The organism is Cognataquiflexum rubidum (assembly GCF_022538115.1).
Classification (GTDB): Bacteria; Bacteroidota; Bacteroidia; order Cytophagales; family Cyclobacteriaceae; genus Cognataquiflexum; species Cognataquiflexum rubidum.
Genome location: NZ_JAKZAL010000027.1, coordinates 33,791 through 58,586 on the forward strand (window position 1 = coordinate 33,791; position 24,796 = coordinate 58,586).

Here is a 24,796-nt window from a genome sequence, read left to right on the forward strand (position 1 = left end):
TTTTTACCTTTTGAACTTGCAATTCAAATCCATAAACATAATGAAATTGCTTTCTTCATTTTCAATCAAAACCATCTTCCTAAATACAATACCGTTATTCGAAATATATAGCTGTAGAACCCATGAAAAATCTCCGCTCATTATTCTTCATGATTTTAACTTTGGCTTTTCTGAGCAGCTGTACGGCAACAAGGACTTTTTCAACGACAGATGGAAGCTACGAAGGCATAGGAATTTATACAGTCAAGACACCTGAAAAAAAATTTAAAGAAATCAAATTATCCATGTTAAGGGTGGATGGCCATCAGGTTCAAAAGGAATGATGGATATATTGGTAAAAAGAGCAAAAAGAGAAGGTACAAATGGTTTGATAAATGTCCAGTACAATAGATTCCAAGTTGAAGCTTCGATTTCTGGAACAGCTGTCAAATTTAAGGAATTGGTCGAATAAGGCACTTCCTCATTTTTTAATTTTTCATTACTCCCCTTTTTCCTAATTCCCGGACTCTCCCCTTGAAGTATATTTCTCCTTTAACTTAACTAACTATTCTTCTTACCCTACTCAATTGACGCATTTTTATTCGGTCATTTTTTCAAAAAAAAAATCAAAAACCCCTGATGACATTCGGGCCTCCTTTTCGATATGATCTTAGGTAGTAATATTTAAAAAACCATCTCCATGAAAAGCCTCCTCAAAATTTTGGCAATAGCAACAGCCACTTTGTTTTCTACACTTTATTGCTTTGCCCAAAATACTCCAAACACCGCTACGATGAAGAAGCAAGAAAATCAGGATTATACGGAATTTGAGCGGACAAGGATCCAAGACAACATTGGTTTCAGTCGGCCTGTGGAAGCATTTAGCCTGTTGGTTCCCAAAGGATGGAGTGTCGATGGCGGGATCATGTGGAACCAACCCGGGACTGTCTGTGCAGGAAATAACCTGGGAATCAAAGCGGTTTCGCCTGATAATAAATACAGTTTTGAACTGTTGCCAAACTTCATGTGGAGTTATTCTTCTGATCCACAAATGGCCCAGATCCAACAACAGCAACAATATCCCAAATATTGCGCCTTTGGTCAGCCATTGAATGCCGAGGCGTTTTTCAAGCAGGTTTTTGTTCCTTACGAACTAGGAAATCCAAGAATAATCAGTGTAAAGGAAAACCTCAGCGGAACTCAGGCTTTGGAAGAAAATACAGCCAAAACTCGTCAAGAGCTGATGAAATACGGCGCAAGCCAGGTTAACTTTTATCCTAGTGGCATCACTGCTGAGGTAGATTTAGGTAAAGGTCAGGAAGCGATTGTCATGGTCGGAGTAGTAATTATCGAAACCGTCATACCCAATCCCTATAATGGAACCTACAGCAAATCATATACAAGTACCGCTTCTGAACGGGTCGTGTTCTCCTACCCGTCAGGAGAAAAGGACAAAGCAAGCAATATCCTTGCGGTAATGATGGGCAGCTTTCGGACCAATACCTACTGGAAACAATCCGTGGATGATTTTTGGTTAAGTGTCAGGACGCAGAGTAACAGAGTACACATTGGAAATATCAAGTTGATCGATGAGCGAACCAGACAAATCGGAAATCAGGCGATCCAAAAAGGGCAACAAAATGCTGCTACAATGGATTCCAACATGAGGAGTTGGGAAGCCTCCCAACAATCCCAAGACCGCATCCATACCAATTTCGTGAAGGCAATCAGGGAAGTAGAAAATTACCGGGATGAATCCGGGACCTTTGAGTTGAGCTCTGGTTATAACCATGCATGGAGCCGAGGAGACGGAACCAATTTTCTAATGACAGATAGTCCAAATTTTGATCCCGCAGCTGTTTTTTTGGATACTAATTGGAAGGAGATGAAACGGGTGGATTGAGTAGTTTAATGTCCAAATAGAATCAAACCAAACAAACGCCGGTCATTCTTCCCCTAGTTGATAAGCAGGACATAGGCGCCTTTGCATCATTTTGATATCTTTTTGGGTTTCGATAGACATAACCGGAATACTGTTGCTACTTTTTCTTGGCGTTTCTGCGTCTCTGCGTAATTTTTTTTGACCATCAGGAAGGAGAAGCTTCTCTAAGCAATTGGTCAAGGATACTTGTTTGGCCTAGCCTTTTGCAATTTCCAAAATACTTCTATCTTCGTGTTAAGGCATAATTCTAAATTTTTCAGAATTATATTCTACTTGCCCATCTAACAGTAATCATATCCCGATGCAAGAAATCACAGAAAACCGAAAAGTGCCAAAACTCAAGCAGGTTACGATAGATAATCAACTTTTTTTCCAAATTCTGAATGTCGACCAAATGCGGCCATTCTTTATGAGCATTGTAAGCAGCTCCAATCATTGGATGTTTATAAGCAGTAACGGTGGTTTGAGTGCAGGTAGAAAAAACGCAGAATATGCGTTGTTTCCATACTATACGGATGATAAAATTACAGAGTCTGCAGACATCACAGGATCGAAGTCCATTTTTTCAGTCTCCCTATCCGGCCAATCTGTAATCTGGGAACCGTTTTCAATCAGAAGTTCAGAAAAGTATAAAATCCAGCGGAACCTTTACAAGAATGTATACGGCAATACGATCCTGTTCGAAGAAATCAATTTCGATTTGAACCTGACATTTCAGTACCAATGGAATACAAGTCATCGATATGGTTTTGTTAAAAAAAGCAGGTTGATTAATAATAATTCAATACCGGTTGACATTTCTGTTCTTGATGGGATCCAAAATATTGTTCCTTACGGGGTGCCAAGTTCAACCCAAAATCAGGTAAGCAATCTGGTGGATGCCTACAAGCGGAACGAACTTGATAAAGAAAGCGGAGTTGGAATCTTTGCTCTCAGTGTGATTATTGTGGATAAGCCTGAACCAAGCGAGGCTTTAAAGGCAAATATTGCATGGTCTCTTGGTTTAGAAAACCCCAAGCACCTACTTTCATCCCTGCAGCTCGAGAATTTTAGAAAAGGGATTGCAATCAGAGAAGAATCAGATATCAAAGCCGAAAAGGGAGCATATTTTGTGAATGGCGATATTTCAATTTCTCCCGGAAAAGAAAAGGAATGGCTGATCGTCGCCAATGTGAACAACAGTGTCACACAAGTTATTGAAATAGCCAATCAGATAAAAAATGATCCCCAATTGGCACAAAAGGTTATCGCAGATATTGAAGCCGGAACAAGACAGTTGATCCAACTGAATGCTGCCGCCGATGGGCTGCAATTGACCAAAGATACATTGAGGGATACCCGGCATTTTGCCAACTCCCTGTTTAACATTATGCGGGGTGGAATTTTTGATAACAACTACCGACTCGACAAAAAAGACATCACCGATTATTTTTCGAAGGCAAACAAACAGGTTTTGACCTACTGGCAAAAACTCAGCGAAAACCTTCCACTACAGCTTTCACTCAGTAGTTTTAAAGAACTGATAATCAATTCAAAAGATTCTGATTTTAGAAGATTGTGCGTTGAATATCTACCCTTAAAGTTCAGCCGACGGCATGGGGATCCAAGCCGGCCTTGGAATAAATTCTCTATAAACACTTATAATGAAACTGACGGGTCAAAAATCCTTGATTATCAGGGAAATTGGAGAGATATATTTCAGAATTGGGAGGCATTGGTCCACTCCTACCCTGAGTTTATTGAAGGAATGATTTTCAAATTTCTGAATGCTTCCACTTTTGATGGGTACAATCCTTATCGGGTGACCAAGGATGGCATTGATTGGGAAAGAATTGAGCCGGACGATCCGTGGTCATATATCGGTTATTGGGGCGATCACCAAATCATTTATTTGCTGAAGTTTCTGGAGTTCATTGAGAAATATTATCCAGGAAGGATAGAAAGCTATTTTGAAAGGCGGGATTTTGTCTATGCCAATGTACCTTATAAGATAAAGAGCTACGAAGACATATTAAAAAACCCAAAAGACACGATAGATTTCGATCATGGACTTGATACCAAGATCAAGGAACGTTGGCTTTGGCTTGGTGCCGACAGTGCCTTGCTTCAGGATAGACAAGGGTCGATTTATCATGTCAATTTTGTAGAGAAGATTTTAGCGACGCTGTTGGCAAAGATGTCCAATTTTATTCCTGAAGGTGGTATTTGGATGAATACCCAGCGTCCCGAATGGAATGACGCCAACAATGCCTTGGTCGGAAATGGATTATCCATGGTGACATTGTATTACCTCAGGAGGTTTCTTACTTTTTTTGATGGAATTCTTGAAAATACAAAATCGAAAGAAGTTGAGATTTCGGAGGAATTGATGACTTTCTTTAAGGGTGTGTCGGATACGCTTAAGAAAAATAAACACCTTCTTGAAGTCTCTTTTACTGACAAGGATCGCAAAATGGTTTTGGATGGTGTTGGATTAGCTGGAAGCAAATTTAGAAATCATATCTATGAACAATCCTTTAGCGGCAATCAGGAGGCTATTCAAATCCAAGACCTCCGGGATTTCACCCAAATATGTCTTGCCTATTTAGAACACAGCATTCGCGCAAATAAAAGAAAAGACGGCCTTTATCATGGCTATAACCTGATGACGGTTGAAGATCAGGATGAAATTTCTGTTTCTTACCTGAGTGAAATGTTAGAGGGTCAGGTTGCGGTTTTAAGTTCAGGCTACTTGTCATCTTCCGAGGTGTTGGATTTATTAGATGCAATGAGAAGCAGTGCACTTTACAGAAAAGATCAAAATAGCTACATCCTTTATCCCAATAAGAACCTAAAAGGTTTTCTGGAGAAGAACAATATTTCTCAGGCTGCGATTTCAAGTTCGCCGCTGCTCATGATGCTTGTCAATGAGGGAAATAAGCAGATAGTAGAGAAAGATGTGAACGGAGGCTACCATTTTAATGGCAATTTTAAAAATGCAAAAGACCTTCGAAATGAATTGGAATTACTTTCCAAAACCAATTACAAACAGATCAATGAATCGGATATAAAGAAAGCCCTGGAGATATTCGAAGAAATTTTTGACCATAAATCCTTTACGGGAAGATCAGGGACATTTTTCGGTTATGAAGGTTTGGGGTCAATTTATTGGCACATGGTTTCAAAATTGTCTTTGGCAGTACAGGAATGTTGTCTTGAAGCTGTAAAAAGTAATGAAAAAGAGGACCTGATTCATGGCATTCAAAATCATTATTATGAAATCAATGAAGGAATTGGACTGCATAAATCCCCTACCCTTTACGGCGCTTTCCCGACTGACCCCTACTCGCATACCCCATTGGGGAAAGGTGTACAACAGCCGGGAATGACAGGTCAGGTAAAAGAAGATGTTTTAAGTCGATTTGGAGAGCTTGGAGTGTCTGTAATTGATGGAAAGTTGGGATTTAATGCCTCTATGCTAAGAAAGGATGAGTTTCTTACTGAGGCAAAAATCTTTGAATATGGAGATGTCAATTCAGAATGGTTGAAATTGAAGTTAGAACCTGGATCTCTAGGCTTTACTTATTGTCAGATCCCAATTGTCTATAAACTTGCTGATCATTCTGAACTTGATGTAATAATGAAAAATGGCTATATTTCAAATAGTCCAAATCTTACTCTTGATATTGATTTTAGCCAAAGTATATTTGGACGAACCGGAGAAATCAGTCAAATTATTGTTCATTTGGATAGAAAAGCATTCAAATGATACTTGAACTTCCTCCTTACTTAAGAATTTTGGATTATACTTAATCAGTTTTTTACAGAACCAACCGGATGGGTAAAGAAGAAATGACTTTTCAAATCATTGAAAAAAAAATCGACTCATTGCTTGAAAGGATGACCATCGATGAAATGATAGGTCAGATGACGCAAGTAAGACATTTTGATGATATCTCCGGAGATGATATTCAAACAAAGTTAATTGGTTCGGTCATCCATACCCAAGGCCCGCTTCCCGGTATTTCTGCTACAGAATGGCAAGCCAAAGTAACTGATCTGCAAAAACAAGCCCTTTCCACACGCTTAGGAATTCCATTGTTATTTGGTTTAGATGCTGTGCATGGCCAAAATACATTTGAAGGCGCTACGATTTTTCCACATAATATTGGTCTTGGAGCTTCAGCAAATCCGGACCTTGTCCATCAAGCCGCTAAAATAACAGCCATAGAAACGCAGGCAACAGGGTTTAATTGGGTATTTTCACCCTGTGTGGCCATTCCATACAACGAAAAATGGGGAAGAGTTTACGAAGCTTTTTCTGAAAGCACGGATATAGCCGTGGAATTGACTAAAGCTTCGGTCCGTGGACACCAAGGTGATCTCAGCCAAAGTGAAAATGTGCTGGCAACAGCAAAACACTTCATTGGCGATGGTTCTACGGATTTTGGTGTCGAAGGAGGAAACTCCTCCTTATCCCTTGATGAGGTAAAAACAAGACTCCTTCCCCCCTATCAGGCTGCAGTTGATGAAGGCGTGGGTGCGGTTATGGCATCTTTTAACAAAATGGAAGGCATTTCGATGCACGCGCATAAAGCGTTGATCACAGATCTATTAAAGGGCGAAATGAAATTTGATGGAATCGTTGTTTCAGACTGGAAAGGATATTCGAGGTTTGGGGAAAATGATATCATCAATGCGGGCATTGACATGGTAATGGCTGTAGATGGTGATTTGGAAGGATTTCAAAACGGACTGAAAGAAGCGGTTTCAAGCGGAGTTGTTCCGGTGACGAGGATTAAGGATGCCGTGCGTAGAATTTTGAGACAAAAATTCAGAATTGGGTTATTTGACAATCCCTTCCCTGATAACAAACTCATCAATAAAATAGGCCTTAAAAAGCACAGAGAAGTAGCAAGACAAGCGGTGCGGGAGTCACTTGTTTTGTTAAAAAATGAAGACAATATATTACCTCTAAAAAGAGACGCTAAAATAGTGGTAGTGGGTGAATTTGGAGATAACTCAGGATTGCAGTCAGGTGGATGGACGGTCAACTGGCAGGGAACCAATGAAAACTATCGTGGGGCAACAACCATTTTGGAAGGTTTTAAAAAAATCTCATCAGTTGAAGTCGCTTATGACAAAGATGGAATTGGAAATGATGATGCCGATATAGCGGTGATTGTGGTTGGGGAATCTCCCTATGCAGAGTTTTTTGGGGACATAGGCGGAGAAATCAATGCTTATCAACTTACGCTTACTGAAATCCATCAGAATTATATCGACACCTATATTAAGCTAGGGAAAAAAACAGTAGTGGTACTTGTTTGCGGCAGGCCATTGGTTGTAACCCCCCAAATTGAACAATCGGATGCATTTGTTGTGGCTTGGTTGCCGGGGTCCGAAGGTCATGGCATTGCTGAAGTACTTTATGGTGAGTATGACTTTAAAGGAAAACTACCCCACTCCTGGCCAAAATCTGTAGATGATTACAATGGGAAACACGGTCCTAATTTTTGGGATGATAAAATTCATCCCCTATTTCCTCTTGGATTTGGGTTAAATTATAAGTCTTGATCAAATAAAAAGTGTAATGGATATAACCATAAATAAAGGAATGTGTATGAAGTCATCGTTGAAAATAATTATTGCAGGTGCAATCTTAGCTTTTTGCTTTGCCTGTGCCAAAAAAGAAGAATCAAATCAACTAAACAAGAAAGAAGTGACGGCAAAAGAAATACTAGGAAATCCAGAATACGTTGCCATATCCTATGAAGGATATCGGCAAAAATCAAGAGAAACCCAGCCTACTGTTGAGGAACTAAAAGAAGATATCAGAATCTTATCTGCTATGGGAATTAGGATTTTGAGAACCTACAATGTTCAAATGCCTCATGCTTCAAATGTCCTTAAGGCGATCCGGGAGCTTAAAAATGAAAATCCGGATTTTGAGATGTATGTGATGCTTGGTGCTTGGATAGATTGTAAAAACGCATGGACAGACCAAACTCCCGATCACGAAATAGAAAGCGAGCAAAATGAAGGAGAGATTGGCCGAGCCGTGGCTCTTGCGAATCAATACCCTGATATTGTAAAGATCCTTGCAGTAGGCAATGAAGCAATGGTCAGGTGGGCGACTAGTTATTTTGTGCAACCTTCAGTCATACTCAAATGGGTAAATCACCTGCAATCTTTGAAGTCCGAAGGCAAACTCCCTAAAGAATTATGGATTACCTGTTCTGATGATTTTTCCTCCTGGGGAGGCGCTGATTCTAGCTACCACACCGAAGACCTCGCAAAACTGGTTAAAGCTGTAGATTATATTTCCCTACACACCTATCCTTACCACAACACGCATTATAATCCTGCTTTTTGGTTTGTCCCTGAAGACCAAAGCCAAAATTCAGATATTGAAAAAATAGATGCAGCCATGTTAAGGGCAAAAGATTTTGCCAAAATGCAGTATGATTCTGTTGCTAATTATATCAAAAGTTTGGGAGTTGAAAAACCGATCCATATCGGTGAGACCGGTTGGGCTTCTGAATCTGATGGATTTTATGGATCAGAAGGATCTAGGGCAACGGACGAATACAAGCAAGGACTTTATTACAAACACATGCGTGAATGGACTTCTGCTTCCGGAATTTCCTGTTTTTATTTTGAAGCTTTCAATGAGCAATGGAAAGATGCTGGAAATCCTAACGGTTCGGAAAATCATTTCGGGCTTTTCACACTTAAAGGTGAAGCAAAATATGCGCTTTGGGATTTGGTTGACAAAGGTATTTTTGAGGGTTTGGGCAGGGATGGTAACCCAATAGTAAAAACCTATGGTGGAGACAAGGAAGCCCTGCTAAAGGAAGTAATGGCACCACCAGCCAAATAAAATTTAACCATAAAATTCTCATTTTATTTTCGATCTAAAAGTCAACAACAAACCCTAATAACAATGTCAACCACCTCGAGTAAAGTCCCGATGGGCCAAAAAATAGCCTTCGGCGTTGGTATGTTAGCCAACCAAATGTTTCCTGCTTCCCTAGGGATATTTATGGTGGTGCTGGTTCAAAACCTGGGATTCCCAGGTTGGATGTGGGGAATCGTTTACTTTATTCCGCGTGTCCTCGATGCTGTAACAGACCCCATCATGGGCTTTATCTCAGATAATACCAAATCCCGATGGGGAAGGCGGAGACAATATGTATTTCTCGGCGCTATTTTAATGGGGATTACCTTTTCTGTCATGTGGCAACTTTATGGGGATAACAGTGTGAATTATAACTTCACCTATTTCCTATTTGGCTCTTTTGCCTTTTACATCGGGCTTACTATTTTCAGTGTCCCTTATGTAGCCATGGGCTATGAAATGAGCGAGGATTTTCATGAGCGTACCCAAATTATGGCCATAGCCCAATGGATTGGGCAGTGGGCTTGGGTGATTGCTCCATGGTTTTGGGTCATTATGTACGAGCCAAGTTGGTTCCCATCCCCGGAAGCTGCCACACGTGAATTATCGATTTGGGTCGGAGTGATTTTTGCTTTATGCGCGATGGTTCCTGCTATTTTCATTCCCAGTAAATCTACCAAAAATGAAAATTTTTCCCCGCTGACATTCAATGCAATAGGTGATAGTATTTCCCAAATCATCAGAGGGTTCAAAGAAGCCTTTTCCTCAACACCATTTAGAAAATTGTGTATTTCCACATTTTTTATCTTCAATGCTTTTAATACCGTTGCAGGCTTTGTCTTTTTTATTGTGGTTTGGCATTTGTTTAATGGCGATGCTGGGGCAGCCGGCTATTGGACGCCATTATTCGGAAGTATCGGTGCGTTGGTCACTACCTTTATTGTCATTCCTGTGGTAGCTAGGATGTCTAGGAAGATTGGTAAGAAGAATGCCTTCATGGTATCCCAAGGCATTGCCTTGGTAGGCTACCTTTCTTTGTGGTTCCTTTTTGTGCCCGGCAAGCCTTGGATGTTCATCTTTTCCCTTCCATTACATTCTTTTGGAATCGGGAGTCTTTTTGTGTTGATGATGTCAATGACTGCCGATGTGATCGACTTAGACGAACTGAATTACGGAAAACGAAGGGAAGGGGTATTCGGCGCCATTTATTGGTATATGGTGAAGTTCGGATTTGCCATTGCAGGCGGTTTGAGTGGTTTGATTCTGACTATAGTAGGTTTCGATGGAAATGCAGCAGTTCAGCCCGAAGGTGCTGTGGATGGTCTGAGGATTTTCTTCTCGGGGCTTCCGATGTTGGGAACCATGGCGGCCATGTACCTCATGCATGACTATGATGTGGATGAAAAAAGGGCCAACGAAATCCGTGAAGAATTAAAAAAGCGGGCAGAGGCCAAAAAAAACCTTGAAAACCCATATTCACAAAATGAAAATTCAGCGGTATTGGCCAAAGTGCACAATGCAACTTCTCCCAAAACAGACATTGATTTTTCAAATAAATCCAACACCGAAATAAAGCAACTCTTTTCCAAAACACTTGATTCGGGCATTCATGGCCTATGCTTTAGCCCCTATTTGGAAGGTCAGAATGTAGGTGACCAATTATCCGAGAATCAAATCCGGAGGAGAATGGACTTGGTTTCAAAACATGTCAAATGGGTTCGCTCTTTTTCATGTACAGACGGAAATGAATACATTCCCAAAGCAGCCCATGAAAAAGGACTTAAGACGATGGTGGGCGCTTGGATTGGAGTCGATAAAGCGAAAAATGAACAGGAGATTAAAAATCTGATCAGCTTGGCACAACAAGGATTTGTGGATATCGCCGTCGTTGGCAATGAGGTTTTACTTCGAAATGAATTGACGGAGCAGGAAATAATAGATTACATCAAGGAAGTGAAAGAATCCCTACCCAATACGCCTGTCAGCTACGTCGATACCTATTTTCAACACCAAAAGCATCCATTACTTGTGGATGCCTGTGATATCATTTTAGCAAACTGTTATCCTTTTTGGGAAGGAAAAAGTATTGAAGAAGCATCTTCCCATTTGCAGCAAATGTATATGTCTACAAAAGGCATTGCAAATGGTAAAAAAATCATCATCACAGAAACAGGTTGGCCGAATCAGGGAGATAAAGTCCAAGACGCCGAACCTTCTGAAGAGAACGCAATGAAATACTTTATCAATGCCAACAATTGGTCCCAACAAGAGAAGGTGGACATGTTCTATTTTTCCTCATTCGATGAGTCATGGAAAATACACCATGAGGGTGATGTCGGTCAACGTTGGGGAATTTGGGATAAGAATGAAAACTTAAAATACATCTAGGAATGTCTTCAAAAGCTGAAAAATTATTATCGTTGGCCGGAGTTTCATTTGAAGGTGCTTCTTTTGAAACCTTGAAGGAATTGTATGGAAAGGTCCTGGATTTTGGGATGCATGGGATTGGCTTCAGCCCATACACAGAAGGACAAAAACCCGGAGATATCATTTCAGAGGAACAGATAAGAAGGAGATTGGAAATCATCCGGCCCTATACATCTTGGGTTCGCTCTTTCTCCTGTACGGATGGCAATGAGCTGATTCCAAAAATCGCCAAGGAATATGGGTTGAAAACTTTAGTAGGCGCATGGCTGGGTAAGGATGACAAAATCAATCAGTTGGAGATAGAAAATCTGATCAAGCTCTCCAATGAAGGATATGTGGACATTGCCGCAGTTGGAAATGAAGTCATGTACCGCGAGGACCTCACCGAGGACGAGCTTTTAACCTTCATGCAAAAAGTAAAATCGGCAATTAAGGGGATTCCAGTTGGTTATGTAGATGCCTATTATGAATTTGAGGATTATCCAAAAATCGCTGAAGCCTGTGATATTATCTTGGCCAATTGCTATCCTTATTGGGAAGGATGTCACATAGACTATTCATTGTTATACATGAAGGAAATGTATAACAGGGCAAAACGTGCCGCCAAAGGCAAACCTGTTATTATCAGTGAAACCGGTTGGCCGAGTCAAGGAACCAGCCTAGGAGCTGCCATGCCTTCTGATGAAAATTTTATCAAATATTTCATCAATTCACAGAAGTGGTCAAAAGAAGAGAATATTGAAATTTTTTATTTTTCATCATTTGATGAGTCATGGAAGGTTGGAGCGGAAGGAGATGTGGGCGCCTTTTGGGGTCTTTGGGACAAAGATGAAAAGCTTAAATATTAATCAATTTAGGAGTTGAAAAAATCCCTGTAATTTTTAGGAATGGCAACGATTTCACTATAAATGCAACAATCAATCGGCCACCACACCCGGAATTGCCATGGCTACTGCAGCTTTCCAATTATAGGCTCCTTCACGGATAAAACGAATGGATGCGGGCTGCATCAAAAATGCACATGATCCTATCATGATCGGAAAAGCAACCTGCGGCGACATTCCAAGCGCAAAAACCAAAGCCATACAAGGGACATACAAACCTATCCCATCATTATATTATCTTGTGAAAATTTTCAAAGTAAGATCATTTATAATGAGGCGAAAAATCCCAGAGTCAACTCTACCAAAACTCGATCGCTCACAATTTATTACTTCCGAAGGATTACAAAAATTAAAAGAAGAACATGATCATTTGTGGCGGGTTGAACGTCCGGACGTTACCGCTAAGGTTGCGTGGGCCGCAAGTTTGGGAGATCGTTCAGAAAATGCCGATTACCATTACAACAAAAAACGTCTCCGAGAAATTGATAATCGCCTACGCTATTTGCGAAAGTGTATTGATGACTTTAAAGTTATTGACTATCACCCCAACCAAGAAGGAAAAGTGAATTTTGGTGCTTGGGTAGAAATTAAAAACGAAAAGAAAGGTCTTCAAAATCGTCTTCGAATTGTTGGTTACGAGGAGTTAATAGGCAACAAAAATTACATCTCTATGGACTCTCCCATGGCTAAATCGCTTCTTGATAAAACTGTTGGAGATGAGGTGATAGTTAAAACCAAAATGGGTGATTTTGTATGGAGAATTCTTAAAATAGAGTACCAAAAGTAGTTTTGCTAATCATAGCTATAAGGAATTGCTTCGCATAAGGTAGTATATAATACACCTTTCTTTCTTCGTGTTGGTAAACTGCAGTTCTTCTAATTCATTTTTCCTAATTGTAATTTCAAAATAATTCCAAATCACTTTTTCTCCAAATCCATACTCAATTCCTATTGAACCAATCCAGCTCTCAGCATCACTGTGGAAGTGTAAAGAATAACGACAATCACAAGCCATCTGAGAATATCCAATGGCAACGATTTCACTATAAATGCAGCAATCAATACGGCTAAAATACCCGGAATTGCCATGGCTACAGCAGCTTTTCTATTATAGGCTCCTTCACGGATAAAACGAATGGATGCGGGCGGCATCAAAAAAGCACATGATCCCATCATGATCGGAAAAGCCACCTGTGGCGACATCCCAAGCGCAAAAACCAAAGCCATACAAGGAGCATACAAACCAATACCGGCAGTCATCAACGCACCTAGGAAAAAGTTGGCAACGATCGCAATCAGAAGCTTACCTCCTTCAAGGCCGATAGCCTCGCCACCTCCCTGAATCCAATCCAAGTTGCGGGCAAGCATAAAACCGGCTGTAATAAGCAAAGCAAATCCCATAGTCAGCCTGATTTTTCGTTCGGAAAGTTTTGAAATTACTCCTGCACCCACGATGGCACCTATTGCAGCCGAGACTAGCATTAGAATAAGGGTTTTTGGCTCGACTTCAATGATCGTGATAAAAATCAGAGCCTGTAACAACACAGGAAGAGTATTGGCAACATTCATCGTACCCGGGATGAGCTTGTCCTCGGTTTGTTTGGTGAATTTTAACAACGCTGTTTGAGGAGCAAAGGCACCAATACCCAACACATCAAAAAAATTGACCACAAATCCGATCACGGAAGTTTTTCTCCAGCTGCTAGGTTCCAACCTGTTTTTATGTCTGAGAAAATCCCTCGTCAATACAAGGGTAAACCAAACCGTAAGAATGGCGAGTGAAATCCAAATAAATGCCACCATTGAGTCTAGCTACTTAGAAATAATTATATTTCTTATCATGCGAATCCTTCATACCATTATCAAGAAAGAAATTTATCATGAAATATCTCAACAAATTGAACAGAAATTCAGCTTTTGCAATAATAAAGGAATTACCTCTACCGGATACTCCCCTCCTAATAATCCAAACTACTTTCTCCTTATTCTTCTAGGAAAAACCTTCAATTAAATAATACATTTTCCAAGTACCTCTATTCTTTATTTCGAAACTTCCTCTGTATTCACAATCAAACTCCTCGCTGATGAGATCATAGGTCGTTTCGGAAAGGTTGATTTTTCCAGGGACTGAATTAGATTCCATCCTGGAGGCAATATTGACAGTGTCTCCCCATATGTCATATTGCCATTTTTTAATTCCGACTATTCCCGCCACAACAGGACCTGTATGGATCCCTACCCGCATTTCAAAGGCACAAATGCCCTCATCTGATTTACTTTTTACAAACGCCATCATCTCTTTGGCAGCGAGAACCACGTCACGGGGATGCGTTTGGTTTTCCTTTGGAAGCCCACCGACGCACATATAGGAATCGCCAATGGTCTTGATCTTTTCCAAATTATTCCGTGTGCATATCTCATCAAATTTTTTGAAATAGTAATCCAAACTTTTTACCAACAGCTCGGGTGAAATATTTTCCGCGGTAGCGCTGAAATTTTTGAAATCTGTAAATAAAACGGTGACGGATTCGTTTCGCAGAACTTTGACTGAACCATATTCTTTCAGTTCTTCCGCCGTTTCTGCGGGCAAAATATTCAATAGAAGTTTTTCCGACCGGTCTTTTTCTTTTTCGATAATCTGTTTGGCCTGTTTCTCATAGAGAAAACGCCGGTAAACTACAAATGCCAGCAATGCAATTAAGATCATCGCGATCATCACTCCATAAATGATAAACCTTTGTCTTTTAGTCTGGAGATCTTTGATGAAAGCTTCTTTTTCCAATAGGTCCACTTCTATTTGTTTCTGAGAAACTTCATAATCAGTCCTTAGATTTGCCATCTCCTGCACGGCGCTGATGTTATTGACACTGTCACGATAAATGATGTGTTTTTTGTAGTATTCCAAAGCTTTTTGAGGTAGGCCATCCTGCTCATATATTTTGGAAAGGGTCAGATTGGAATTGCTGATTTGGTCTTTAAGTCCATAGTGATTGGCTAGTTCCAGGCTTCGGTTGGCATAATTCAAGGCGCGAGCCCGATCTCCGCTTTCCAAATAAATGGTGGACATGAATTCCAGGTATACCGAAATGGGATAGAATTCATTGTATGCTTCCAGAATGCTGATTGCCTTATTGATATTCTCTTCCGCGGCAGTATTATTACCGTTTTGGGCATTGATCATCCCGAGATTCCCAAAGCAATACGCCTCACCGATCGGGTAATTGACCTTCTTGAAAATGCCTAAGGCCTCTTCGGTAAAAAGTAGCGCAGAGTCAAGTTTCCCAAGATTTAGGTACTCATCGCCGGCATTGAATATGCTACTCGCGAGGGCTAATGAATCATTTCCATTTCTCAAAATTTCTATGCTTCTGCCATAGTAAATGGCGGCATTCTGACTGTTTTCACTTTGGGAGTAGGTATCTGCTATCGCCAAAAAAACTTTTCCCCTACCCTCTTGGTAGCCGGCTTTATCAGCATAAGCGAGACTTTGAAAGTAAAAATCCAAACCTTGTGAAAGTTCGCCTTTCAATACGTGGCCGTTTCCTAATTGTAAGTAGCCGTAATATGCGCCTTTATAATCAGATTTAACCAACGTTTTATCAATTAGAATCTGACCATACTTTAGGATACTATCCGGATTAGGGTCTTTTTGAAGGATAGATTCCAAAAGTCCCATATCACCATTTCCCTGGAAATAAAGCTTTTTCAAACTGTCCAGTATAGAAAGATTCTTTTCCACATCCATTTCTGATTGCGAAAAAGCGCAATTAAAAGAGATAAAAAATAAAAAGGGAATCAGGAATTTTTTCATTTCCACATCACAAAATCATGGGAAATCAAATAACTCGGATTTTTGGGTCGATCTTAAATTTTCTTTCCAACCCACCTGAATTAACTAGAAAGTGAATTCTATACTCTTCTTCCGCCCCATGCTTTGCTTTGCCGACATGTCCATCTTTGTGTGTTTTTCCGGAGCTTTTCCCATCATCATAAAGTTTGATCAGAGATTTTTTCTTATTTACTACAATCTTCGTGATTATAACGAAATCCTCGACACTTTCCATGATATGCATAGCAGCTCCAACCCAAGCCAATTTTGACTTATCTCGGATATTGCTCACAAAATTTTCCTTTTTTGGTTGATCGTTGTGATTGTCTCCGATCAGAATGCATTCTAAAACCTCTTCTTTGCTTGGTTTTTCTTTTAAAGCAATGATCTTTTTGGTGTTTACATACAGCGTGATAATGGTATCTTTCATTTTTTCTGGGGGTTATTATTTCATTGTCAAAATTTTGTTTGGTAAAAAAAACCGGTTGTACTCCTATTAAATTAAAACTAAAATTGGTAAAATACAACAATCATAATTTATATTTTAAAAGATAAATACGCCTGTGTTTCGATCTTTATCTCACCTTCAAGCTCCCTACATAATAATCCACATCAACCGTCAGGTCCGAGTTTTTTTCCAAAGTCACCTGAGTCCATTTCGTTGTTGGTTCAATTCTTACTTTCTTTTCTCCCAAGTTCAAGTCCACAGGCATTTCAAATGATGTAATGCAGTTTGCCCATCGGAAGTTAAAGGTCTGATCATCTGAAAAAAAGTATTCCAAAATGGGAACAGTACTGTTTCTGAGGTATTGGTCAAAAAAGCTAGAAAGGTCTATTCCTGCCTCTTGGGAAATGTAATCTTCCACCTGTGCCGTAGTGACCGTTTGATGGTAAAATTCGCTGTTCAATCCCCTAAGGATCTTTCTCCATTTTTCATCGTCATTCACAATTTCACGAAGTGTATTCAGGATATTCCCACCTTTGTAGTACATATCTCCCGAACCTCGGCTATTGACGCTGTATCTTCCGATGATAGGAAGTTTGTTATCTATTCGGGTTCTCGTACCCCGCACATATTCCTGTCCGGCTTCTTTTCCATAGAAATAATCGAGATACAGGCTTTCCGAATAGTTGGTAAAGCTCTCGTGGATCCACATGTCCGCCACATCCTTGTAAGTGATGTTATTGGCAAACCACTCGTGACCGGATTCATGGATGATGATAAAGTCAAATTTCATCCCCCAACCTGTTCCGCTAAGGTCCGTGCCGCGATAGCCGTTTTGGTAGCCGTTACCATAAGTGACCGAACTCTGATGTTCCATACCGAGATAAGGCGCTTCCACGAGTTTGTAGCTGTCTTCGTAAAATGGATAAGGCCCAAACCAATGCTCAAAAGCCTCCATCATCCGTCCTGCATCCATGAATTGTTTTTTGGCTTTCTCCAGATTGTCCCGCATCACATAATATTCCATGTCGAGAAGGCCTTTTTCGCCCTGATATTTCTCCGAAAAATGGACATAGTCGCCTATGTTGATATTCACCCCATAGTCATTGATGGGGTTGCTGACAAACCAATGATATGTTTTGGTTTGTCCTTTGGTTTCGGTTTTGACCAACCTGCCGTTGGAAATGTTCATCAGGTTTTTTGGAACCGTGATGCTAATCAGCATGCTGTCCACTTCATCTGCAGGATGGTCTTTGCTTGGCCACCAAATACTCGAACCGATTCCTTGATTGGATGAAGCGATGAAATGGTTTCCGTTTTCATCTTTTTGCCAGGTGATGCCGCCATCCCAAGGTGGCCGCACAGCTTCCTTTGGTTGACCTTCATAAGAGATGATGACTTCTTCAAATGAACCCACAACCTGCTTTTTGGGAAGGCTAATGAAATGGGCGGCTCCCTCCTTTTGGATTTCAAGTTTTTGTCCGTCTTGCTTTGCTTCGATAATCCGTAAAGGTTCCTGCAGGTCTATCTGTAAGACTTGATGTGCTTTCTTTACCTGATACCGGACAGTATTCGTTCCTTTGATGGATTTGGTTTCAGGAAATACTTCCACAGCAAGGTGGTAGTAATTCAAATCCCACCATTCCCTTTCGGGCGTGATGCTTCCCCGCAGCGTATCTGCCCGGGTAAACTTTTCCTGTGCATAGGAAATGGAAACAGTTAGAAAAAAGACTAGCGTGGCAAAGAGTTTGGTGGATAAGTTCATGGGATGATGATTAGCAAAGGGGACTGAATATCGACAATTTTTTGGAAATGGGTTTGGGAAATTATATGAACAACCTCATTTATGAAATCAAAAGACTTCCTTAAAACCACCGCAAAATGATTTAAATCCGAAGTAAGTTAGCTCCTGAGCCAATATCTATCAATATCCAATTTCCATAAATATCAACTTGGATGGAAAATGATTGGATGTTTAGAATTCCTTCCAAATCAACCTTCTCCCAATCTCCTCTCCGATTTGCATCAATGCATCACTCTCTTCTTTGGTAAAATCATAAGGCACAGGCTTGGCGATGCCCAAGGTTCCATACAATTCCCCATCAAGTAACATCGGTACTGCAATGGAACCTTCGACTTTGGTTTCCTTTGCGGCAGGCCTTGCCACCCCGGATGAATCTGTCTGCAGGTTACACATCTCAACAGGCTGTTTTCTTTCTGCAGCGATTCCTGCCATTCCTTTACCGATAGGAATCATTGACATCTTAGGCAACAAAAAATCAGGAATGCCTTTCTGCGATTTAAGCATCAGCAAATTGGTCGATTTGTTAAGGATGTGGATAGTTCCTGTAGTACAATCAAAAGCTGCGATGATGGTTTCCAACAATTCCTGCCAATTGATTTCGCCTTTTGTTTCTTTTATGGATTCGATGATTGATTCTGTCTTGTTCATAATATTTTTTTTCTAATTATATCCTTAAATTCCTTCTACCTCTCACTTTTCACCTTTTACTTCCGTCTTCTGTCTTCCGTCTTTTTCATTCAATCTCAGCCTCAAAACCCAACTTCTTCTCTTCCCCTTCAAAGCTGTTCACAAATGTGATGATAGCCCTTTCCCCTTCAAACCTGATTCGGATGATTTCTGTATGCGGGCTTTCGATATACCTGAGCTGAAGTTCGATGGTATTCACATCTATCCAAGCATAACTTCCGGCGATTTTGAATGGAGCCAAGCCTACCTGTTGGTTTTGGGCAAAAGTGAATAGATTGGGCCCCATCCTAACGGTTTCATCCTTGATCCATCTTCCCGATCCAAAAATCAACCGGTAAGTATTAGGGCCTTGACCATAATTCAAAAGACAGACTCCTTCTTGAAAATTCAGGGAAAAAGCATTGATTTTTTCATTATTGGACGTGATTCTGTAATTTTTCCCATTCAATCTTTTTTCTAATTCAGGATTGCTTTCGCTTTGCAAAGGAGCCAAAGAAAGCTTCTCCAATCTATCTGTTAAAGCTGAATCCTGATCGGAAGAAGCATCAAAAGCAGGCAAAAGATTTTTCCAAACCAAATCAAGTAAACCTTGCATGTCGTTTGTCTCAGAAGTAAGAATAATGACTGCATCCTTTTCCGGAAGAATGAGAATATATTGCCCGAAGGCCCCATCAGCCCGATAAGAATTGTGCCGGCTTCTCCACATTTGATAGGCATATCCTTGAATCCAATCATTAGAACCCATTTTCTCAGGAGAAGCATCCGGTTCCTGAAGTATTTTCAAAGTAGTGGCTTCTTCTATCCATGACTCCGGCAGTATTTGTTTTCCCTCCCAATTCCCTTTTTGCAGGAACAATTGACCGAATTTGGCCATGTCTTCGGTTTTGACACGGATACCCCAACCACCGGTTTGGATTCCTTGTAAATCTGACTCCCAGTCCAAGCCTGAAATTCCCAATGGTTTCAATAATCTTGGCTCCAGATAGTCCAAGAGCGTTTGACCTGTAACTTTTTGGATGATGGCAGACATCATGTAGCTTGCCGAGGTATTGTACAGGAATTTTGTGCCCGGTTCATTTGCAATCGGCATATTCAGAAAGGCTTCCACCCAATTTTCTGTAGTAAAAACCTCATGGTTAAAGCTTTTGTCATGCCCCACGCTCATCGTAAGCAAATCCTTGATTTCTAATTTGGCAAGGTTTGGACTGATTGTTTTGGGCAAGGATTCAGGAAAAAACGAAATGACTTTATCAGTTACTTTGAGTTTTTTCTCGGTGACAGCAAAGCCAATGGCCGTGGAAGTAAAACTCTTGCTGACCGAATACATAGTATGTTTCAGTTCCGGTTTGTAAGGATCCCACCATCCCTCAGCGATTACCTTACCATGTCTCAGCACCATCATGCTGTGAACTTCGTGGTTACTCGATTCCACTGCATATACAAAATCAAGAATGCCTCGAGAGGAAACTTGTTGGGCCTTTGGTGTACTTCTGGGAAGGGAACTTTGCGCAATTGCTGGTAGGTAAACCAGAAAAAGTGTAAAGAAGATAGTGGTTATTTTCATTGTCAGGGTCTATAGGTTTGAAGTTGATTTTGAAGTATTGGAGAAAAAAAATTCTCTTATATTCTTCAATGGGAATTCATAAGGTAATCAAACCTGACCTCTTCCACAACTTCGATATGATTTTTGAAATCTGGAAATTCGGGATTGATCAAAAGGTTATGTTCCAAAGGATAAAAAGACAAGTTCAGTCTTGCAGATGGAACTTTCAAAAATGGAAATTCTTTTTCCTGCAACCATGCCCTCCCAAAATCCTGTGTGACCTTAGCATGAGGCAAGACATTCCAATTTTCAGGTAAACTGTCTTTTTCCAAAGTCCCAATCAAATCCGGATCAACAATCCCAAATTCAATCATATACCACGATTTTCCGGAAACAGCATTGCCCTTGATGCACAGGTATTCCAATAAAGAAATGGCCGGACCACTTCCGGCATATATCATACCGGTTCCTTTGGGATTCCATCTTCCGGCATTATATGAACAACTGAAAGGGTTTTTGTAGTACGATTCTGACATGATTCTAAAATAGCGCATACTGACTACATCACATTTCCAAAATGAAGGGCATCAAGGGCTTCATCTACCAACTCCAGACCTATCATCGAGGTCAGGTTTTTGATAGGAGCTTCATTGCCAAGGGCCATATTTGGACTGTCAAGCCATTGCTTGAGATAGGTCGTATTGCCAAAAAGGTCCACTCCTTTTTTGATCACCTCATCGATTTTGAAAAACTGATAGGAACCCGGAGTACCTATTGGGCTTTTATTGTCCCACCGGGAAACCGTGCTTGGCGACACAGACGCTGCCTTGGCAATGTCTTGTATCTTGAAGCCGAGAAAATCAATGATAGGCAAAATATCCTCTGAAAGGAGGTTTTTGTCTAATAACTCCCCTACCTCATCCATTCCTTTTGCTTTGGTAAATGCCGGAACAAAAAATCCATAACCGCTTGGAACCTCATATGACTTAACCTGACCTGATCGGCTTACCTTAAATGTCGGACGATCACCATAAGCTGAATTTTGAAAATCCGACACCAAATTTCCAACCTTGGAATCAGGCTCGGGATAGATTTTTGGAATTTTTGAGGATTTAATAGTCATCATTTTTTTATGGGGATAACAACAATTTTTTCATTTGACACAATAAAAATAGTCATTTGACATTGGAATAAAAAATTTATTTACTTTTTTATGATTATCCGCTATCATACCAGTAGCCAAATATCATTTTTCTCCACCTCGGCAAGCTCGGTGAACGGATATCGTGAGATCAGAGGGGGGTGGTAGAAATGCGGCAAAGCCGCATTTCTACCACCCCCCTTCAATATCAATAAATTCCGGTGGTCGAGCTTGCCGAGACCATTCTGTAAGTTATCCTATACTGGTAAGAAGGCGGATATACATATACTTTAGAATTCCCTTTCATCAATTCTCTTTCAATTTCATCCATGTTTCCATTTAAAGCTTGATCAATGATAGAATTCCACCGGGATTGGGCATCCTTATCCAAGCCGTGTCTTGTCCTGGCATCATAGATTTCCTGAAGCCTGTTCATTTCTCTGTAGGAGTTAAAATAAGCATCATTGACCATTGCTTCATAGTTTTCCGGTGTTACCTCCAAAGCTTTCAACCTGTTGATAAGCCTGTTGCCTACCACCCTGGTAACATCAAAATGCCTCTGTTCATGGTTCAAAGCATAATCAGATTTCCCTTGGGTTTTGGCCCAAGAAGATTCAGGAAGCATATAAACTTTGACTTCTACTGGTAGCACCAAAACACCTTCTTCCATAAATGGAGAGCCTTCCATGGCCAAACTGGTAAAAATCGTGGCGTTATATCCACTTGTCCTGCTTGGTTTTTCCCGAAAATCACTCCAAGAAAGTGGTCGGTTGAAATCATAAAAAACTGTATCCTGATCACTTTTTTTCTTTTTTTCAACAATTTCCAACCTGACAGCTTTTGCTAGCTTCCTATTGTGAGTGGCATGATCATTTATCCAATCATTAAAAAAGACAATGGAATTTACTAACCCTCTGTTCAAAATCTGATCAATCAAATCAGTACGGTGGATGGACCTTTGGTAAGTTATCCCTGCTTCATAATCCACCAAATGAATAGGCTCAAATGAGGTTTTAAGGAAATATCCGAATTTGATTTTCAACTCCCCTGAGGCGACCTTGCTACTTGTTTGTTTCTCTGAAATTTTAAATTCCAAAACTCTCATTTGGATGGACCTTCCGGAATCAGTCTTTTTTATTGAGTTTTTATAAAAAGTTCGAATTCCTTCAGCTAATCCATTTTTTATCTTTGCTTTATATATTTGATTATTAGCTATATATACTTTTCCTATTAAAGTCAGATCGTCTTGAATATTCAAGACCTCAGACAAATCAAAACTGCCTTCATTTAAAACGATTTTTTTTGATGCATTCAAGTCAAATTGTTTTTCTTGTGCACTCACATTCCCAGATAGGATTAGAATCAAGTAACCTAAGGCCAATAAATTTTCCTGCATAACAGATTAACGCAAAGCTAAAAACAACAGTTCTGATGATAGTTGGAGATCATCTTTTGGGTTTATGGACTCATACCCTAAATTACCCTAGATTGTAAAAATTTGATGCATTCTCACCAAAAAACTTTCCTTGTTCAAATCTAGAAAATCTAGAATAATAATCTTCTACAATCCAAAAAGCATCAGTATATGGTGCCGCCAAAGTACACACAGGCCAATCAGAACCATACATCAACCTGTCTATTCCAAATGCCTCCAAAGCAATAGCGATATAAGGTTCCAATTGTTCTTTCTCCCAACTTTTCCAATCCGCCTCAGTCACCATTCCTGAGATTTTACAATGAACATTTTCTAGGGAAGCGATTTTTTCCAAACCTTTCTTCCAGAGTTCGGTCTCCTGGCTTTTGATATTCGGCTTAGCTAGGTGGTCTATCACAAAAAGTTGGTTTGGGAACGATTTGGCCAAAGTAAAGGCATTTGGGAGATGCTTGGGATAAATCAAGATATCGTAGGTAAATCCAAACTCCTGAAGCTTGCTTATTCCATGAAGAAATGCTGGACGAAGCATAAAATCTAAGTCAGGTTCATCTTGAATAATATGCCTGAATCCTTTGATTTTTGGATGCATTGAATAATAATGCAAACGATCGGTAAGATCTTTTGACTGTAAGTCAACCCAACCGACGATTCCTTTGATAAAATCATTTTGCTCTGCAAGGGAAAGTAAAAAGTCATTCTCTGACTCGGATTGGCTAGCTTGTACTGCAACACAGCCGTGGATTCCTGCTTTATCCAAGAGAGGTTTCAAATCTTGGGGAAGAAAATCCCTTTTGATAATTTTCATATCCACATTCATCCAAGAATGAACCATTTGATCGTATTTCCAAAAATGTTGGTGGCTATCAATTCTGATCATTCTATTCATTTGGATAAAATTTTGGAAAGCCAAGTAGAGAAAAAATCAGGATAATTAAAAAACATTTGAATATGAAAAAAGCCGGAGAAACTTTCCGGCTTTTCAATTAGGGCTTATTATGGGATTTTTGGTGAATCTTTATCCGGATCATGGAAAACCCTTGCCATTCCATTGCTCAAAAGCACTCCCCCATTATTGCTGTCATCGATACAAACAATGGATCTTTTGAGGTTTTTAATGGAATTACCTTCAACAGTTCCTGAATAGACCACCCCAAGTACTACTGAATTGGCTCCGACCGTAACTGTACTTCTGCCATAAACAGTGAAATTATTACCTGACCCGGATATCACCGCTCCATTGCTAGCCTCAGATTCTCCGGATGCAACTGCGTTGAATTTGATGCCATTACTTTCACTCGATTGGTCAAAAAATGTAATTCTGTAGGCTACAAATCCTGTGTTGACAGGAACATCCCCCGGGATGTTTGTGCTCAAAAGTAGGTTAGGATTCATATTGAAGGTTCCTTCAACAAGAGGTGGAGTAGTCCCTCTATGGATTTCTATTCCCAAATCCTGAACGATCTTGACAAATTCTTGAGGTATGACACTATTGATTTTGATGTCAAGCTCTTCACCTTCACTTGTTTCTTTTTCGCAGCCGGCAAAAATTAGTACCGCTAAGCACAATGCAGTTTTGACAAAATAATTTGATTGTTTCATGGTCTGTGATTTAAAATGGTTTCTTTTAAATCTTCATCGTATCAAGCCCAAAAAGTCATCAACCTATTAGAAGATTATTTTTTATTATGGAAATTTTTCTACTAAGGGTTTTAAAAAAATAGAATATGTATATCCGCAATGATACCAGTGGCCAAATAAATATAAAGTGACAGCTAGTGACAATCGTTATTTGTTAAAGAT

General features: G+C 40.1%; 19 protein-coding genes. 8 read left to right on the forward strand and 11 right to left on the reverse strand.

Going from position 1 to position 24,796, the window contains the following annotated elements:
* Positions 1 to 122 precede the first annotated feature (122 nt).
* The 8 genes from MMU05_RS20700 (at position 123) to greB (ending at position 12,899) form a co-directional block, all read left to right on the forward strand.
* The gene (locus tag MMU05_RS20700; protein ID WP_241143564.1) at positions 123 to 323 is read left to right on the forward strand and encodes a hypothetical protein; all 201 of its coding nucleotides are present in this window, start codon (positions 123 to 125) and stop codon (positions 321 to 323) included.
* A 356-nt stretch (positions 324 to 679) separates the two neighbouring features.
* On the forward strand, positions 680 to 1,882 hold the full coding sequence (locus tag MMU05_RS20705) for a hypothetical protein (RefSeq protein WP_241143565.1): 1,203 nt from the start codon (positions 680 to 682) through the stop codon (positions 1,880 to 1,882).
* Positions 1,883 to 2,222: 340 nt separating this feature from the next.
* Entirely contained in the window at positions 2,223 to 5,669 is a 3,447-nt protein-coding gene (locus tag MMU05_RS20710; protein ID WP_241143566.1) for a hypothetical protein, read from the forward strand.
* 68 nt (positions 5,670 to 5,737) lie between these two features.
* The gene (locus MMU05_RS20715) at positions 5,738 to 7,477 is read left to right on the forward strand and encodes a glycoside hydrolase family 3 protein (RefSeq protein ID WP_241143567.1); all 1,740 of its coding nucleotides are present in this window, start codon (positions 5,738 to 5,740) and stop codon (positions 7,475 to 7,477) included.
* A 16-nt stretch (positions 7,478 to 7,493) separates the two neighbouring features.
* Positions 7,494 to 8,783 (forward strand): glycosyl hydrolase family 17 protein, encoded by a 1,290-nt coding sequence (locus MMU05_RS20720; RefSeq protein WP_241143568.1) that lies wholly within the window; start codon positions 7,494 to 7,496, stop codon positions 8,781 to 8,783.
* 63 nt (positions 8,784 to 8,846) lie between these two features.
* Positions 8,847 to 11,189, forward strand: a complete 2,343-nt coding sequence (locus tag MMU05_RS20725) for an MFS transporter (protein WP_241143569.1) — start codon at positions 8,847 to 8,849, stop codon at positions 11,187 to 11,189.
* Positions 11,190 to 11,191: 2 nt separating this feature from the next.
* Positions 11,192 to 12,076, forward strand: a complete 885-nt coding sequence (locus MMU05_RS20730) for a glycoside hydrolase family 17 protein (RefSeq protein WP_241143570.1) — start codon at positions 11,192 to 11,194, stop codon at positions 12,074 to 12,076.
* Between the two features lie 184 nt (positions 12,077 to 12,260).
* On the forward strand, positions 12,261 to 12,899 hold the full coding sequence (gene greB, locus MMU05_RS20735; protein WP_241143571.1) for a transcription elongation factor GreB: 639 nt from the start codon (positions 12,261 to 12,263) through the stop codon (positions 12,897 to 12,899).
* A 161-nt stretch (positions 12,900 to 13,060) separates the two neighbouring features.
* On the opposite strand, the gene MMU05_RS20740 is transcribed toward greB, so the two are convergent.
* The 11 genes from MMU05_RS20740 to MMU05_RS20790 form a co-directional block, all read right to left on the reverse strand.
* Entirely contained in the window at positions 13,061 to 13,915 is an 855-nt protein-coding gene (locus tag MMU05_RS20740; RefSeq protein WP_241143572.1) for a sulfite exporter TauE/SafE family protein, read from the reverse strand.
* 187 nt (positions 13,916 to 14,102) lie between these two features.
* On the reverse strand, positions 14,103 to 15,857 hold the full coding sequence (locus MMU05_RS23120; RefSeq protein WP_418884484.1) for an adenylate/guanylate cyclase domain-containing protein: 1,755 nt from the start codon (positions 15,855 to 15,857) through the stop codon (positions 14,103 to 14,105).
* 91 nt (positions 15,858 to 15,948) lie between these two features.
* Positions 15,949 to 16,371, reverse strand: coding sequence for a hypothetical protein (locus MMU05_RS20750; protein ID WP_241143574.1), 423 nt, complete (start codon positions 16,369 to 16,371; stop codon positions 15,949 to 15,951).
* Positions 16,372 to 16,516: 145 nt separating this feature from the next.
* Positions 16,517 to 18,151, reverse strand: coding sequence for a M1 family metallopeptidase (locus MMU05_RS20755; protein WP_241143575.1), 1,635 nt, complete (start codon positions 18,149 to 18,151; stop codon positions 16,517 to 16,519).
* A 210-nt stretch (positions 18,152 to 18,361) separates the two neighbouring features.
* Entirely contained in the window at positions 18,362 to 18,838 is a 477-nt protein-coding gene (locus MMU05_RS20760) for a GAF domain-containing protein (RefSeq protein ID WP_241143576.1), read from the reverse strand.
* An 85-nt stretch (positions 18,839 to 18,923) separates the two neighbouring features.
* A complete protein-coding gene (locus tag MMU05_RS20765) occupies positions 18,924 to 20,441 on the reverse strand; it encodes a serine hydrolase domain-containing protein (RefSeq protein WP_241143577.1) in 1,518 nt (505 codons plus the stop codon).
* A 65-nt stretch (positions 20,442 to 20,506) separates the two neighbouring features.
* Complete coding sequence (locus MMU05_RS20770) at positions 20,507 to 20,956, reverse strand: RES family NAD+ phosphorylase (protein WP_241143578.1); 450 nt, start codon at positions 20,954 to 20,956, stop codon at positions 20,507 to 20,509.
* Between the two features lie 23 nt (positions 20,957 to 20,979).
* Entirely contained in the window at positions 20,980 to 21,546 is a 567-nt protein-coding gene (locus tag MMU05_RS20775) for an antitoxin Xre/MbcA/ParS toxin-binding domain-containing protein (RefSeq protein ID WP_241143579.1), read from the reverse strand.
* Between the two features lie 223 nt (positions 21,547 to 21,769).
* On the reverse strand, positions 21,770 to 22,657 hold the full coding sequence (locus MMU05_RS20780) for a DUF922 domain-containing protein (protein ID WP_241143580.1): 888 nt from the start codon (positions 22,655 to 22,657) through the stop codon (positions 21,770 to 21,772).
* 382 nt (positions 22,658 to 23,039) lie between these two features.
* On the reverse strand, positions 23,040 to 23,882 hold the full coding sequence (locus MMU05_RS20785; protein ID WP_241143581.1) for an amidohydrolase family protein: 843 nt from the start codon (positions 23,880 to 23,882) through the stop codon (positions 23,040 to 23,042).
* A 107-nt stretch (positions 23,883 to 23,989) separates the two neighbouring features.
* On the reverse strand, positions 23,990 to 24,595 hold the full coding sequence (locus MMU05_RS20790; protein ID WP_241143582.1) for a hypothetical protein: 606 nt from the start codon (positions 24,593 to 24,595) through the stop codon (positions 23,990 to 23,992).
* Positions 24,596 to 24,796 lie beyond the last annotated feature (201 nt).